Here is a 14519-nt window from a genome sequence, read left to right on the forward strand (position 1 = left end):
GGAGGCGATGACGGACGAGGAGCTGCTGCGGCTCATCGCGCAGAAGGATCCCACGGCCTTCCGGGAGTGGTATGACCGGCACAGCCGGTCCGTGTACGGCTACCTGTATCGGATGCTGGGAGACGCGCACGCGGCGGAGGACGTGTTGAGCGAGGCCATGTTCGCGGTTTGGCTGGAGGCGGCCCGGTTCCGGGGAGAATGCCGGCCGCGGACGTGGCTGTTCCGCATCGCCCGGAACAAGGCGGTGGAGTGGCTGCGGCGGCGGTCCGCGGCCCGGGAGGACCTGGACGGGGAGGCGAGGGAGCCCGAGGGGCGGGGATCCGAGGGGACGGATCTCCGGCTCGCGGTGGAGCAGGCCCTGGGGGCCCTTCCCCGGGAGCAGCGGGAGGTGGTGGAACTCGCCTTCTTTTTCGGCTTCCCGTACGAGGACATCGCGAGGATCCTGGGCTGCCCCGTGAACACGGTGAAGACCCGGATGTTCTGGGCCAAGCGGAGGCTGCGGGATGCCCTCGGACCGGCGGAGGAAAGGGGGAGGGAGGAGGGATCAGGGACTTGACGACGGACCACGAGCGGCTGAGGCGCTTGCTCCCGTGGTACGCGGCGGGAACCCTGGAGGGGGCAGAAGCCGCCGCGGTGGAGGAGCACCTCGCCGGATGCCCCCGATGCAGGCACGAGATGCAGAGCTGCTTGCAGCTGCGCAGAAGCCTCCAGAACCTCTCCAGCTCCCTCCCCCCTCCTCCTCCGGAGGTTCTCTCCCGCACCTGGACCCGCATCCTCCGGCACGAGCGTGAGCGGGGCCGTCCCGGTTTCGCCCGGTACGCGGGGCTTATTGCGGCCCTCGCGGCCGCGTGGGTCGTGGCGGTGGCCGGCGTTGTCCCTCACCCCGGCCCCTTCGTCACCCTCGGCGTCGCCCGCCGGGAATCTTCCCCCGTGCTCCAGGTGGTCTTCCATCCGGGGACCACGGAGGCGGAGATCCGCGCCCTGCTGCAGGAGATCGGCGGCACCATCGAGGAAGGGCCTCGGGCAAGCGGGCTGTACCGGATCCGGCTGAGCAGGGACACGGATCCCGATCGGGCGGTAGAGCGACTCCGGCGGGATCGGGCGGTACTGTTCGCAGAACTCGAGCCCTAGGAGCTGGATGCGCCCCCTGCATCGGGTAGGCCTGTACCTGGTCCTCCTGGCCGTGGCGGTCCTCCCGGCCACGGGAAGCCCGGCCGGTGCCACGGGAAAACCGGACCTCCCCGCTCCTCCCGGAAGCCCCGCGGAGCAGCCACCAGGTCCTCCTCCTCACCCGGGGATTCCCGGTTCCCGGGAATTCCCGGGAGGGGGTCAAGTGCCGACCTCCTCGGCGGCCGCGCCCGGGGTCCGGGTGGTCTCGGAGAGCGTGGGGTTCGAGGGAGGAGGGCACACCGCGGCGGTGGAGCCTGGCCGACCCCTGAGGGGAAGGATCCTGGTGGAGGCGGATCACCTGGCGGAGGTGGTGGCCCGGTGGCAGGTGGACGGGGAGGTGGTGGGGGAGACCCGGGTCCGGTTGGAATCGGGTCGGAAGACCCTCCTGAGCCCCCCGCTCCCAACGGGGAAACCCGGCCGTTACGTCCTCGACGTCTCCATCGAGGGTGCCCGTACCTTCGCTACTTCTTATACGGTGAAGGGGAAGGCCGGCCCCGACCGGGTGCCGGACGAGGTGGTAGCCCTCCTGGATCCCTCAGAAGGCCTCCCGGAGCGGGTTGCTGTGCAGTCAGGGCTCCTCCTCCTCCGGGCCCACGCGCTCCCGTCCACCGGGGAAGTACTGGCCACCTACCGGGTTCCCCCGGGACTGGACTCTGAGGCCGTGCTGGAGCGGCTCCGGAAACTTCCCGGCGTCCGGTCCGCGGACCTGGTGGTCCTCCTGGAAGGAGCCGCGGGCGGAGACCTGCGGGCCCTGCAGTACGCGCCCGCCCTTCTCGAGGTGCCGAGCGCCCTGAAGTGGACCCAGGGCCGGGATGTCCCCATCGGCCTCGTGGACACGGGCTTGGACGCCTCGCACCCGGAGTTCGAGGGCCGGGTGGTCCGGGCGGGGGACGTGACCTCCTCCCCGTACGAGCCCGAGGTGCACGGCACCGCGGTGGCCGGGGTGATCGTGGCCCGGCAGCGGCTTGTAGGAGTGGCACCCGGATCCCGGATCCTGGCCATCCGGGCCTGTACCGCGGTCCGGAAAGGAGGGCTTGAGGCCCGCTGCCGCACGGACGACGTGATCCGGGCCCTGGACCTCGCGGCGAGGTCGGGGGCCCGGATCGTCAACGTGAGCCTCGGAGGACCCCCGGACGCGGTCCTAGGGTGGACGGTGCAGAGGCTCCTCGAGGCCGGGATCCTGGTGGTGGCGCCCGCGGGGAACGGGGGGTCAAACCGGGCTCCCCCCTACCCCGCGGCCGTCCCGGGCGTGGTGGCGGTGGGTGCGACGGACCGCAGGGATCGGCTTGACCCCACCAGCACCACCGGGAGCTTCCTGTCCGTGGTCGCTCCGGGCGTGGACATCCTCACCGCGTTCCCGGCCGGCCGGTACCTCTTCGTATCCGGGACCTCCTTCGCCGCGGCCCACGTGTCCGGGGCCGCGGCCCTCCTCCTGGAGATCCTTCCGGGCCTCGGGCCAAAGGCGGTGCGGGTGGCCCTGGAGAGGACCGCCCAGGACCTCGGCCCGCCTGGATTCGATCCCGAGTACGGGTGGGGGCGCATCTCCGCCTGCCGGCCGCTGGAGCTCGTCAGGCGCACCGTTCGGTGCCGCTAGGCCTTCAGGGCGCGATGAAGACTGTCCGGCTGTAGGACTCCCGGATCGTGCGGGGAATGGGCTCCCGGGCGAGCACCGCGGAGGGCCGCACCCGGAGGGGGATGGGCGCCCGGAGGGTGCGGGCGGGGGAGATGCCCACCACGGAGCCCGTGCGGCCCAGGACCCAGCCCGCGGGCCGCTCCGAGTCGGTCGCGTAGACGTACACGAAGGAGCCGGGGCGCAGAAGGGAAAACGGGAGGCGGGCAGTACCTCCGTCTCCGCCCCGGACCCCGACCCAGACCGGACGGCCCGCGGAGTCCCGCAGGTTCACCTCGTGGGCCCCGGCTCCGGGCGCCGGGGTCCACCGGAAGGAGGAGGTGCCCGCGTCCCAAGCGGGGGCCCCCGGAGCCTGGAGGTAAGAGACGAGGATGGAGCCGTCCCGGAACGGCGAACGCGTGACGGAGACCTCTCCGGTCCCGTCCTGGACGGTAGCGTCGTAGGCGTACCCCAGGGCGAATACCCCCACGAAAGGACTCGTCGCACCCAGCACGGGGGGAACCGGGACTTCCTGCTGTACCGCCAGCTGCCCGATGAACGGGCCGGTGTAAGCCTGGGCCAGCTCCAGGTCGTCCAGTTCTCCCTGGGGACGGGCGAGGACGTACACGAAGCTGAACCCGTTGCGGCCCAGGGCTCGGAGCACGTCCCGGGCCGCGGTGTCGTAGAGGAGGAGGAGGCTCGCGGTCACGGGTGCCAGGCGGACGGTGCCCGCCTCCGCGCTTCCGTCCGGCGGGAGGCTCACGGAGGGGATGAGGGCGTACTCCCGGAAGAACTGGACGTCCCCGGAAGGGGATCGGCCCGTGTAGTTGCCCGCGAAGAAGGGCCGCGTGGAGCCGTGCCGGGCCACGGAGTCCGTCCACACCTCGAACGTCCCGTCGTCGTTCGTGATCCCGGAATCCATCCAGGGCGGGCTCGTCCGGTTCCCGTATGCCCCCCACCACACGAACCCGAGAGTCCCGGGACTCCCAGGCTGCTCGCCGCGGGGGAGGAAGCCCGGTTGGGGGAAGCCCGAGGAGTTCAACAGCCTGCCGCGGACCGCGGGCCGCGGCTGGGAACCCGGCGGGGGGGATCCAGCGGGTTTCCGGAGGGGGAGGGCGATCCGCAGCTGGAACTGGGTCTCCGAGGTGTGCAGGTCGTACACGGAGAGGGCCGCGGCTCCGGCCTGGTCCGGGGGAAGCACGTGGATCGCGTAGGCGAACGAGCCCCCGAGCCCCGTGTCGAAAACCCCGGAGGCGTCCGTGTAGACCACCACGGTCCGGTTCTCGGTCTCCACCGTGACCCGGGCACAACCGATGGGCCTCCCGGAAACCTGGCCGTCCGTGCCCATCCCCTCCACCACCACACCTCGCAGGGTGTTGGTCCCGGGAGGCGCGGGCCCGGTGGGGCACGCGGCGCCGGGCGATCCCCCGAATCCCCCGCACGCGGCGAGCACCAAGGCCGCCACCAGGAGAAACCCTCGACGCATCTGCGCTCTCCGAATCCCTGAAAATTCGATGCCCAATCCGGAATACCTGGCTTCCGGCCGAGGCGCCGGTGAACCGCCCCGGCCCGGGGGGCGTCTATTGGTGTAGAATACCGCGAGGAGGTTAAGGGTGCCCCGGGCGATGTTGCTGTTCCTGGTCCTCGCGCTGGCCACGGGGGCTGCGGCTCAGGCAGACGGGCGGCTCCTCGTGGTCCGGGTGCACCTGAGCGGCCCCGTGGACGACGGGCCGGAGGCGGGCCGGTACTTCGTGGCCTTCAGCACCCTGCCCGGGCTCCTCACGGGCCCGACTCCCTCCGGGGAGAACTGGACGCACTACGCCCTGTACCATCGGGGCCGGTTCTTCTTCGCGGCCCGGCGCACGGTGGATCTCCCACCGTCTCTGTTCCGGACCACCCTGCCTCCCGAGCCATGCAACTGCGGCAGCGTGGGCCCGGACCGCAGGTCCCTGAGCGTGGAGGTCCCCCTCTCGCGCCTTGCGGACTCGGGCCGGCTGCAGGGGCCGATTAAGATCAACGTGGTCACCACGGACCAGTGGTACCGGCCCCTGGACGCCCTGGGCCGGGGGATCGAGGACTCCTTGGGGTTCGTCTCCTTCGACCCCGCCCGGGACGTGATGGTGCGCGGGGAGGCGCCTGCGGGAAACGCCCCGCCGGCTTACGACGTCGTGGGCGTGGAGGTCACCCTCCGAGTTCCTTGAGGAGGTGCACAGATGCGGTGGCTGGCCTTGGCCCTATCCGCGGTGCTCCTGGCGGGGTGCGCGGAGTCCAACCTGATCCGGGGAGCGGCCACGGACCGCACCCCGCCCACGGTGACCGCCACGGAGCCCGCGAACGAGGCCCAGAACGTCACGGAGGGCCGAATTACCGTCACCTTCAGCGAGCCCATGGCCACGAACACCGTGCAGCTGCGAGCTAACCCCAGCCTCACCCTGGGGGTGGCCACCTGGTCAAACGCGAACCGCACCGTGACCTTCGTCCCCTCGGACCTCCGACCCAACACCACGTACACCGTTACCGTCACGGGGCGGGACCTGGCGGGGAACGACCTGCAGCAGCCCTACACCTTCCGGTTCACCACGGGCTCCGTCGTCCAGTCCGGGGCGGTGACCGAGGGGTTGCTGCGGGGCCGGGTGTTCGCGGGCGCGGACGAGCGGGTGTACGCGGTTTTCCTCGCCTACCTCGTGGGCCTCGGCGAGCGGGCCGCGGCGACCCTCACGGAGGACCAGCGAACCCTCCGGGAAACCGTGGAGCGCACCGCGCCGGAGGCGGTACGAAAGGTCCGGGAGTTCCTCGGCCAGCATCCCGCCACCGTGCGGGACCTATCGGAGTACGCCCTGTGGCTCACCCCGGACTTGCGGGTCGCCCCGGTCCCGCAGCCCGTGCAGGGAACCTCCCGGACGGGCCCCGCTTCCCCGGGGCCCGCGCGTCCGGGTCCTTCCCCCACCACGGGTCCCGTGCCGGCGAGCCCCACACCCACCGCAAGCCCCTCCTCCCGTGCCAACCTGCGGGGGGCGAGCGCCGGGCCCGGAGCCCCCGCGGCCCAGGCCAACCCCTCCCCGGCCGCGGGGCAAACCCGAAACGGGGTGGTGCAGCGGCTGAGCGGGTTTGACGCGCTGGTCCGGGAGCTCTACGCGGAGGCGAAGGGGCAGGACCTCTGGGCGAGGGCCCGGGAGGCGCATGAGCGGGAAGTCGTCCAGCTGCGGGACGCGGGGGAGGACCGGTTGCGGCAGGCCGCCACCTATCTCCGGATCTCGAGCCTCCCCTTCGCCCGACTGGTCCTCGTGCCCAACCTGTTGGCGCCCCGGGACTCCCTCGCGGAGGTACAGTTCGGGGAGGTCCTGCACGTCTTCACGGGTCCGTCCACCGGCCCCAACGTGCGGGGGGTCGTTCGGGTCTTCCTCCGATCCGTAGTCACCCCCCTCTTGGCCCAGTACCGGGAGGCCGCCTTACAGTCCCGGGAACTCTTCGACCTCGTCAAGCAGGAGGCGGAGGCCCGGGGATGGGAGGACTGGGAGACGGTAGTGCGGGAGAGCCTCGTCCGGGCCGTGGAGGCCCGCATGTTCCTCCCCAACCCTCAGGAGCAGTCGGACTACCTGGATGCCACCTTCAACGAGGGGCTGGTGCTCGTGCGGCACTTCGCCCAGCGCCTGGTGGACCTGGAGCGGGGGCAGGTCAACCTCCCGCGGTTCGTACTGGACGCCCTCCGGAACGTGAACGTGCCGCAACTGCGTCAGCAGTGGCAGGGGAGGAGGAGGTAGCGGATCCATGCCCTCCCTCCTCGACCGGTACGTGGCCCGCGAGCTCCTCTCTCCGTTCCTCGCAGGGGTCTTCGCGTTCCTCGTCATCCTCATCGGCGACATCCTCTACGTGCTCGCGGAGTACCTGGCGCGGGGACAGGTACCGTTGTGGGCCCTTCTGCGCCTGTTCTTCTACAAACTCCCCCACATGCTAGTGATCACCTTCCCGGTCGCCACCTTGCTCGGAACCCTGCTGGGGATCGGGCGGCTCACGAAGGACGGGGAGATCATCGCCCTCCGGATGGCGGGGCTCCCCCTCACCCGGATCTTCCTCCCCGTGATGGGGTTCGGGCTCGTGGTGAGCGTCCTCAGCTTCGGGGTGAACGAGTACCTCACGCCCCTCGCGAACCGGAAGGCGGATGAGTTGGTGCGCCGCACCATCTTCCGCGAGGTCTTCCCCAACATCAAGCAGGACGTCTTCTTCCGGGGCCCCCAGAACCGGTACTTCTACGTGCGGCAGGTGGACTACACGAACCGGACCCTGCAGGGGGTGATGGTGTACGAACTGGGAGGCGCCTTCCCCCGCCTCATCACCGCCCAGCGGGCTACCTTCGGGGAAGGGGTGTGGGTGCTGGAGCAAGGGGTGATCCGGGAGCTGGACCGGAACGGGTTCACGAGCTACGAGGCGGGCTTTCAGCGGTTCGAGCTCCGGGTGGACGTGGACGCGGAGGGGTTCCTGCTGCAGCAGAAGACCCCGGACGAGATGTCCGCCTCGGAGCTGCGGCAGCATCTCCAGCAGCTCCGTCAGAGCGGGGTAGACCCCCAGCCCCTGGCGGTGGACTACTACTTCAAGTTCGCGGCCCCGCTCGCGGCGCTGATCTTCGCCTTCATGGCCGCCCCCCTCGGGCTCGTGGCGGCCCGGGGCGGGCACTACACGGGGGTGGGAGCCGCCATCGCCCTCGTCTTCGTGTACTACGCGGTGATGAGCACGGCCCGGGCCTGGGCCAAGGCGGGAACCCTCCACCCCTTCCTGGGCGCATGGGCCGCGAACCTGGCGTTCCTCGCGGGCGGCGCCCTCCTCTACCTGTACACGGAGGGCCTGCTGCGGGGCCGGCGGGCCCAGGCGGCTCCTCCGATCTCCCCCCAGCCGGCGGAGGCGGGATGAGGACCTTGGCGGTGGTGGGGATCCTCGCCGGGCTCGCCGCGGGATTGGCGTGGGCCATGCGCACGGAGCCCGTGCCTCCCCAGGCGGTGGCCACACCCGCCCCCCCCGTAAAGCTCCGCGCGGAGGAGACCCGGGTAGTGGTCCGGCACAAGGGAGTGCCCCAGGTAGACCTGCGGGCCCGGGAGGCGGAAGTCAGCCCGGATCAGCAACGCGCCACCCTGAAGGAAGTGGGTCAGGCCACCGTGTTCCGGGAGGGGAAGGAGTTCCTGAGGGTGCGGGCGAAGCGCATCGTCTTCAACCGGCAGACCCAGAATTTCGTGGCCACCGGGGAGGTGGAGGTCACCTCCCCTGACGGGGACTGGCTGCGGGCGCCTGAGATGGTGTACCACAACGACCGGGCGGTCCTCGTCTTCCCGAAGGGCGTGGAGTTCCAGCTCGGCCGGAATCACGCCCGGGCCCGCCTTCTGCGTTACCACGTGCAGCGGGACGTGGTGGAGATGGAGGGGGAGGTGGATATCCAGCTGGACGTCCGCTCCCTTCCCAGCCCCGGCCCGGAGGGAGGCCGATGAGGTACGGGTTGGCCTTCGCCCTCTTCCTGGGAGCGGTCCTGGCCGCGCCCGTCCTCGCCCAGCAGCCCATGCGGGCCCCGGAGCCCGGGCAGGGGCGGCTGCAGGCGGACCGGATCCGGTACGACGCCCGTAACGGCGTCTTCGAGGCCCGGGGAAACGTGCGCCTCGTGCTGGGAGACGTCACGGTCACGGGCGAGGCCCTCACCTACCACGAGCGTACCCGCACCGCCTGGGCCGAGGGGAACGCGCGGGTGGTCCAGGGCCCCACCACCCTATCCGCGCCCTCCATCCGGTACGAGGCGACCCCCCGCGTGGTGCACGCCTCCGGGGGCGTCGTGGTGCAGCAGCCGGACCTCATCCTCCGGGCGGGCCAGCTCACCTACGGGCTGCAGGACCAGGCGGTGAAAGCCTCCCAGGAGGTGGCGGTGGAGCAGCCGGACCAGACCCTCCGGGCTCGGGAGCTCACCTACCGGGTGCGGGAGAGGGTCGCGGACGCCTCGGGAAGCGTGCGGTTGGAGACCAAGGACTCCACCCTGGAAGGCGAGGCCATGTGGGCGGACCTCGCGAAAAAGGAGGCCCGGGTACGGGGTCCCGCGCGCCTCGTGCGGAAGGGGGGGCCTCCGCCCCGGGGCCGGGAGCAGGACCGGGTGCTCGCGGCCCTCGCGAAGGAGGACACCACCATCACCGCCTCCCGGGCCTTCTGGTTCGCCTGGCAGCAGACCAACGAAGCCCGGGCGGAGGGAGAGGTGCGCATCGTGCAGGTGGACAAGGAAGCCCGGGCGGAGGAGGCCCGCTATTCCGAGAAGGAGGACCGCATAGAACTCGTGGGAAAGGCGGAGGTCCACCAGCGGAGCGGGCAGTGGTTGGTGCGGGAGAGGTTGGTCCGGGCCCCGGAGACGGAGGAGGAGAGAAAGGCCCTGGAGACGCCGGCCACCATCCAGGCGGACCGCATCGTGATCTACCTCAGCACCCGCGACGCGGTGGCCACCGGCAACGTCCGGGTGACCCAGGGCAAGCGGAGCGCCACCGGCGAGCGGGCGGAGTACGACGACCGCAACGGGATCATCCTCCTCGTGGGAAGGCGGGCCCGCATGGAGCGGGAGGACGGCGCGTGGCTCCTGGCGGAGCGGGTAGTGGTCTCCCTCAAGGAGGACACCTTCGAGGCCTACGGTGCCGTGGACACCACCTTCCCGGTGCGGCCGTGAGGTTCGCGGCCCTCTTGCTCTGGCTTCCGTTGCTGGCCTCTGGGTGCGGGGCGCTCTCCCTGGAGCCTCCTAACGACGGCCCCACCCCGAGGCCCGGAAACCGGATGTTGGCGCTCTTCGACCGGCCCTTCCAGGGTGACCCGGGGGTCACCAACGTCTTCGACCACCAGTACCCCGGACAACCCACGGGCAAGGGCTACTCCCTTACCTTCCGGGGAAACCGGTTCCTGTTCGGACAGGAGGGCCATACAGGGTGGGACTGGCTGCTGTGGCGGGGAACCCCCGTGTTCGCGGTGGCGGACGGAGAGGTGGTGAACGCGGGGGTCCTGCCTCCCTTCTTCTGCCCCCTACCCGGGTTCGGGCGGACGGTCTCGGACCAGCTCGCGGTGGAGATCCTGGTGACCGCGCCGGACGGCACCCGGTTCCGGGTGGGCTACCACCACCTCGATCGGGTGGACGTACGGGTGGGGCAACGGGTAATGGCCGGACAACAGGTGGGGCTAACGGGAAACACGGGCTGCAGCACGGGGCCGCACCTGCACTTTGAGGTCAAGCGGCTCGATGGCACGAACTCCGGAGCCCCGACCTGGGTGGACCCCTTCGGGTGGGAAGGTCCCTTCCCGGACCCGTGGGCCCAACACCCGCAGGGCGCTCCGAGCTTCTGGCTGTGGAAGCCCGGGGCGGCTCCGCCGACTCCGTAGGGGAATCCGGCTTGCGCATCCGGACCGGTCTGCTCGCCGTCCTCCTGGCCCTCGCGCTGGTGACCCCCGCCTCCCCCCAGGAGGAAGGGGTCCCCGTCCGGGTACGGGCCGACTACCTCCGGTACGACCGGGCCCGGCAGGTGGTGTACGGGCTGGGCAACGTGGTGGTGGAATACCAGGACCTCACCCTCCGGGCAGAGGAGGTGCTGCTGGAACTGGAGCCCATGGAGCTGGTGGCCCGAGGGAGGGTGGTCCTGGAGAGCGCGGGGCAGGTGGTGACCGCGGAGCACCTCACGTACAACCTGCGAACCCGCCTCGGCAGCCTGGAGGCCGCGGAGACCCGGTGGCGGGACCCCTTGACTCGGGATCCCATCCACATCCGGGCGGGCCGGATGGAGGGCAATCCGGAACAGCGGATGTGCTTCAGCAACGCGGAGGTCACCACGTGCGACCTGGACGACCCCGGAGCTCCGTACAAGCTCGCGGCCCGCGAGATCGAGTTCATCCCCCAGGACCGGGTGGTGATGCGGGACGTCTCCCTCTACCTCTTCGGCGCGAAGATCCTCACCCTACCCTTCTTCATCCTCTTCCTCCGGGAGCCCCGGCAGACCCGGATCCTGCCGCTGGTGGGCTACAGCGAGGAGGAGGGGTTCTTCGTCAAGGTGACCACCACGTACTTCTTGAGCGAGGAGCACCTGGGGTTCGTGTACACGGACTGGATGGAGCGGATCGGGTTCGGGGGAGGGGTCGAGCACCTGTGGCGGTACAACCGGGGTCAGGGGGACTACTTCGTGTACTTCCTGCAGAACCGGAAGGTGGCCAGCACGGACCTCCGGCTGCGGCTGCAGCACCGCCACGATTTCGGAGGGGGACTCGCCGTGGGCGCCTTCTACGACGAGTTCCGCAGGCAATTCGGGGACGGAGGCCTCACGCGCTCCCTGTACACCAGCCTGGACGCCGTGTACCTCGACCCCGTGCAGTCCGGCAACCTCTTCGCCGCCTACACGCGGAACGACACCCCTCAGGGGTTTGCCGGGGACTTCCTCAACGGCCTCCTCCAGTACAACCGGACCCTCCTCCCCAACCTCACGGGCCGGCTGCAGATCCCCTTCAGCCAGCGGGGCGGGGTGGGCTTCACGGACCTGGAGGCCACGCCCCGCCTGGACCTCTCGTACACCGGACCCGGATACACCCTCCAGCTGGTGGCGGAGCAGCGGCTGGATCTGGAAGGGGAGGCGTACACCGGAGACCTGATCCCCTCGGTCTCTCGCCTCCCCGAGCTGAACTACACGGGGTTCCCCCAGCCTCTCCGGTTGGGAAGCCTGAACCTCTTCCTCCAGCTGCAGGGATCCGCGGGGTACTACGTGGAGACCGCGCCCTCCGGGGCGGGAATGCTCTCGCTCCCCGCGGGACGGCTGGATGTGCAGGCAATCCTCTCGGGCACCCACACCCTGAGCCCACAGACCTCCGCGAACCTCCAGCTCTCCTTGCGGACCTCCTACTACACCACGGGGAACCTGCGGGCCCTGGTGTTCGGGAACCTCGGGTTCAGCCAGCAGATGGGCCCACGGCTCACGGGCCGCCTGACCTACACCTACAAGGATGGGGCGGGCGACACCCCCTTCCAGTTCGACCGGGATCCCACCCGCATCAATACCCTGCAGGCGCAGCTCACCTACCAGGACCCCGCCCTCACCGCGGAGATCGCGATCCCGTACAACTTCATCCGGGCCCTCCCGGACCCGGTGGTGCTGCGGGTGCAGTGGTTGCCGCTTCCCGGGTGGACCCTGGCCACCGCGGCCCAGTACGACCTGACCCTGGGGAGTCTCGCCACGGTGGAAGCCCAGGTGCGGGCGCGGCTGTCGGATCAGTGGGAGGTGGTGTACGCGGGGCGGTACACCGCGACCACGGGGCAGCTCTTCCACGACACCATCCAGCTGAACTACTACCAGCAGTGCTGGGCCGCGAGCGCCACGTACCGGGGCGCGGACCAAGCGGTCTGGCTGGAGGCCTGGCTCACGGCCTTCCCGCAGGCGGTGGGGGCAATCGGCCTGGGCCAGACGGGCGTGCTCTTCCCCCAACCTCTCCTGCCCACACCCACGCGCTAGGGAATGCCGCTGGCTGGGGGGCCGGGATTCGAACCCGGATTCCCGGATCCAAAGTCCGATGTCCTACCGTTGGACGACCCCCCAGGGCCTTTCCATTGTACCAACTCCGGGGCTGGACGGGGGAGCGGGACGGTGCTATTCTTTCGATGTGCGAACTGTTCGCTCGATGAAACATCCAGCGCCGGGCGCCCAGGAGGCGCTCGAGGACTGTGCGGTGGCCATCGCGGAGACGGTGCCCGTGGTGATGCGGTTCCTGCGCTGCGGGATGCGCGCGGCCGCGGCCCAGGTGGTGTCCATCCCGCAGTTCCGGTCCCTCGTCTACCTCCGGCACCACCCAGGCGCCTCCCTCCAGGCCCTCGCGGAGCACCTGGGCGTGACCCCGCCCACGGCCTCGGCCCTGGTGGAGCGGCTGGTGCAGCGGGGGCTGGTGCGCCGGACCGCAGACCCCCGGGAGCGGCGCCGGGTGGTTCTGGAGCTCACGCCCGCGGGTGCGCGCCTCCTGGAGCGGGCCTGGCGGGCCACCCAAGCGCGGCTGCGGCAGAAGCTCGCCTCCCTCTCTCCGGGCCGGCTCGAGCGGGTCCGCGAGGCCATGAAGATCCTCGAGGAGGTGTTCCGGGGTGGCGATGACTGAGGTCCCTCCCCGCCTGGAAACCGGCCGGGACGGACGGCCCGCGGTGGAGGCCGTGGGGCTCACCCGGCGGTACGGAGACCTCGTGGCGGTGGACGGTCTGTCGCTCACCATCCCCGCGCGGATCGTCTTCGGGCTGCTGGGGCCCAACGGGGCCGGGAAGTCCACCACCGTGAAGATGCTCACCACCCTTCTCGAGCCCACCGCCGGCGAGGCTCGGGTCGCGGGATGGGACGTCGTACGGGAAGCCCACCAGGTCCGCCGCTGCATCGGGTATGTGCCGCAGCTGCTGTCCGCGGACGGGCTGCTCACCGGCTACGAGAACCTGCTGATCTCCGCCAAGCTGTACGGGATCCCCCGGAAGGAACGCGGGCAGCGGGTGGAGGAAGCGTTGCGGTACATGGGGCTCTGGGAGGCCGCCCACGTGCTCGTGCGCAACTACTCCGGGGGCATGATCCGGAGACTGGAGATCGCGCAGGCCATGCTGCACCGCCCGCAGGTCCTGTTCCTCGACGAACCCACCGTGGGGCTGGACCCCGTGGCCCGACGGGCGGTGTGGGCGCACATCCGGGAACTGCGCGACCGGTTCGGCACCACCGTGGTCCTCACCACCCACGACATGGAGGAGGCGGACGAGCTGTGCGACCTCGTGGCCATCCTCCACCGGGGCCGGCTCGCAGCCCTGGGGACTCCTGAGGACCTCAAGGCCCGCGTGGGCGGTGGGGCCACGATGGACGACGTGTTCGCCCACTTCACGGGAGGGGCCATTACGGAAGGAGGGACGTTCCGGGATGTCCTCCGTACGCGCCGCACCGCGCGCCGGCTCGGCTGATCGCCTGACGGAGTTCGTGCGGGGCACGTTCGTGGTGGTGGAGGCGGAGCTGCGCAAGCTGGCGCACGACCCCGCGGAACTCTTCACCCGCGCGATCCAGCCCATCCTGTGGCTCGTGGTGTTCGGCGGGGTCTTCGCCCGGGTGCGGGGGATCCCCACGGGAGCCGTGGGATACCGGGAGTTCCTCACCCCGGGGATCCTCGCCCAGAGCGGGCTGTTCATCGCCATCTTCTACGGAATCGCCATCATCTGGGAGCGGGACCTCGGGGTCCTGCACAAGTACCTGGTGAGCCCTGCTCCCCGGGGCGCCCTGGTCCTGGGCAAGGCCCTCTCCGCGGGTCTACGGGGGCTTTCCCAGGCGGTGATGGTGTATCTGATCGCCCTCCTCCTGGGCGTCCGGCTGCGGATCGGGTGGGACACGGCGCTCGGAGTCCCCGTGTTCGTCACCCTGGGGGCCGCGGTGTTCGCCACCTTCTCCCTGCTGGTGGCGTGTCTGGTGAAGACCCGGGAGCGGCTCATGGGGATCGGGCAGCTGGTGACCATGCCCCTGTTCTTCGCCAGCAACGCCATCTACCCCCTGGAGCTCATGCCCGCCTGGCTGCGGGCCATCTCCTCCATCAACCCCCTCACCTATCAGGTGGACGCCCTCCGGGCCCTCATGCTCCCCGGCGGACACACCCAGTTCGGGCTCGGCGTGGACCTCGTGGTCCAGGTGGCGGCCTTGAGCCTGCTGGCCACCGTGGCCGCGCGCCTGTATCCCCGCGTGGCCGTGTAGGGACGGCCGGAGGGTTC

General features: G+C 70.7%; 14 protein-coding genes and 1 tRNA gene. 13 read left to right on the top strand and 2 right to left on the bottom strand.

What is annotated here, in order from left to right:
- The first annotated feature begins 7 nt into the window (after nt 1-7).
- The 3 genes from QN206_08015 to QN206_08025 all read left to right on the top strand — a co-directional run bounded on the left by QN206_08015 (nt 8) and on the right by QN206_08025 (nt 2764).
- Nucleotides 8-556: an RNA polymerase sigma factor gene (locus QN206_08015; protein ID MDR7614757.1), complete on the top strand. Its 549-nt coding sequence runs from the start codon at nt 8-10 to the stop codon at nt 554-556.
- Nucleotides 553-1131 (top strand): zf-HC2 domain-containing protein, encoded by a 579-nt coding sequence (locus tag QN206_08020; GenBank protein MDR7614758.1) that lies wholly within the window; start codon nt 553-555, stop codon nt 1129-1131. The genes QN206_08015 and QN206_08020 overlap by 4 nt, the downstream gene beginning before the upstream one ends.
- 202 nt (nt 1132-1333) lie before the next feature.
- Entirely contained in the window at nt 1334-2764 is a 1431-nt protein-coding gene (locus QN206_08025) for a S8 family serine peptidase (protein MDR7614759.1), read from the top strand.
- A gap of 4 nt (nt 2765-2768) precedes the next feature.
- Here QN206_08025 and QN206_08030 read toward each other — a convergent pair whose 3' ends face one another.
- Complete coding sequence (locus QN206_08030) at nt 2769-4265, bottom strand: hypothetical protein (protein ID MDR7614760.1); 1497 nt, start codon at nt 4263-4265, stop codon at nt 2769-2771.
- Nucleotides 4266-4392: 127 nt separating this feature from the next.
- Between QN206_08030 and QN206_08035 the strand changes: the two genes are divergently transcribed.
- From QN206_08035 to QN206_08065, 7 genes are read left to right on the top strand one after another with little or no spacing between them, the layout of a single operon-like run.
- The gene (locus QN206_08035; protein MDR7614761.1) at nt 4393-4980 is read left to right on the top strand and encodes a hypothetical protein; all 588 of its coding nucleotides are present in this window, start codon (nt 4393-4395) and stop codon (nt 4978-4980) included.
- A 12-nt stretch (nt 4981-4992) separates the two neighbouring features.
- Nucleotides 4993-6540 carry an Ig-like domain-containing protein gene (locus tag QN206_08040; GenBank protein MDR7614762.1) on the top strand — a complete coding sequence of 516 codons (1548 nt, stop codon included), beginning with the start codon at nt 4993-4995 and terminating at the stop codon, nt 6538-6540.
- A 7-nt stretch (nt 6541-6547) separates the two neighbouring features.
- Entirely contained in the window at nt 6548-7684 is a 1137-nt protein-coding gene (locus QN206_08045; protein MDR7614763.1) for an LptF/LptG family permease, read from the top strand.
- Complete coding sequence (lptC, locus tag QN206_08050) at nt 7681-8253, top strand: LPS export ABC transporter periplasmic protein LptC (GenBank protein ID MDR7614764.1); 573 nt, start codon at nt 7681-7683, stop codon at nt 8251-8253. The genes QN206_08045 and lptC overlap by 4 nt, the downstream gene beginning before the upstream one ends.
- Nucleotides 8250-9458: an LptA/OstA family protein gene (locus QN206_08055; protein MDR7614765.1), complete on the top strand. Its 1209-nt coding sequence runs from the start codon at nt 8250-8252 to the stop codon at nt 9456-9458. The genes lptC and QN206_08055 overlap by 4 nt, the downstream gene beginning before the upstream one ends.
- Entirely contained in the window at nt 9455-10159 is a 705-nt protein-coding gene (locus tag QN206_08060) for a M23 family metallopeptidase (protein ID MDR7614766.1), read from the top strand. The genes QN206_08055 and QN206_08060 overlap by 4 nt, the downstream gene beginning before the upstream one ends.
- A gap of 11 nt (nt 10160-10170) precedes the next feature.
- Nucleotides 10171-12267: a hypothetical protein gene (locus QN206_08065; protein ID MDR7614767.1), complete on the top strand. Its 2097-nt coding sequence runs from the start codon at nt 10171-10173 to the stop codon at nt 12265-12267.
- A gap of 10 nt (nt 12268-12277) precedes the next feature.
- On the opposite strand, the gene QN206_08070 is transcribed toward QN206_08065, so the two are convergent.
- Nucleotides 12278-12351 (bottom strand) — tRNA-Gln (locus QN206_08070).
- 82 nt (nt 12352-12433) lie between these two features.
- Here QN206_08070 and QN206_08075 point away from each other — a divergent pair.
- The 3 genes from QN206_08075 to QN206_08085 are packed head-to-tail and all read left to right on the top strand — an operon-like array spanning nt 12434 to nt 14502.
- Nucleotides 12434-12898 carry a MarR family transcriptional regulator gene (locus tag QN206_08075; protein ID MDR7614768.1) on the top strand — a complete coding sequence of 155 codons (465 nt, stop codon included), beginning with the start codon at nt 12434-12436 and terminating at the stop codon, nt 12896-12898.
- On the top strand, nt 12891-13727 hold the full coding sequence (locus QN206_08080) for an ATP-binding cassette domain-containing protein (GenBank protein MDR7614769.1): 837 nt from the start codon (nt 12891-12893) through the stop codon (nt 13725-13727). Before QN206_08075 ends, QN206_08080 begins: the two co-directional genes overlap by 8 nt.
- On the top strand, nt 13687-14502 hold the full coding sequence (locus QN206_08085) for an ABC transporter permease (GenBank protein MDR7614770.1): 816 nt from the start codon (nt 13687-13689) through the stop codon (nt 14500-14502). Before QN206_08080 ends, QN206_08085 begins: the two co-directional genes overlap by 41 nt.
- Nucleotides 14503-14519: the final 17 nt, after the last annotated feature.

Source organism: Armatimonadota bacterium, from assembly GCA_031460175.1.
Taxonomy (GTDB): domain Bacteria; phylum Sysuimicrobiota; class Sysuimicrobiia; order Sysuimicrobiales; family Sysuimicrobiaceae; genus Sysuimicrobium; species Sysuimicrobium tengchongense.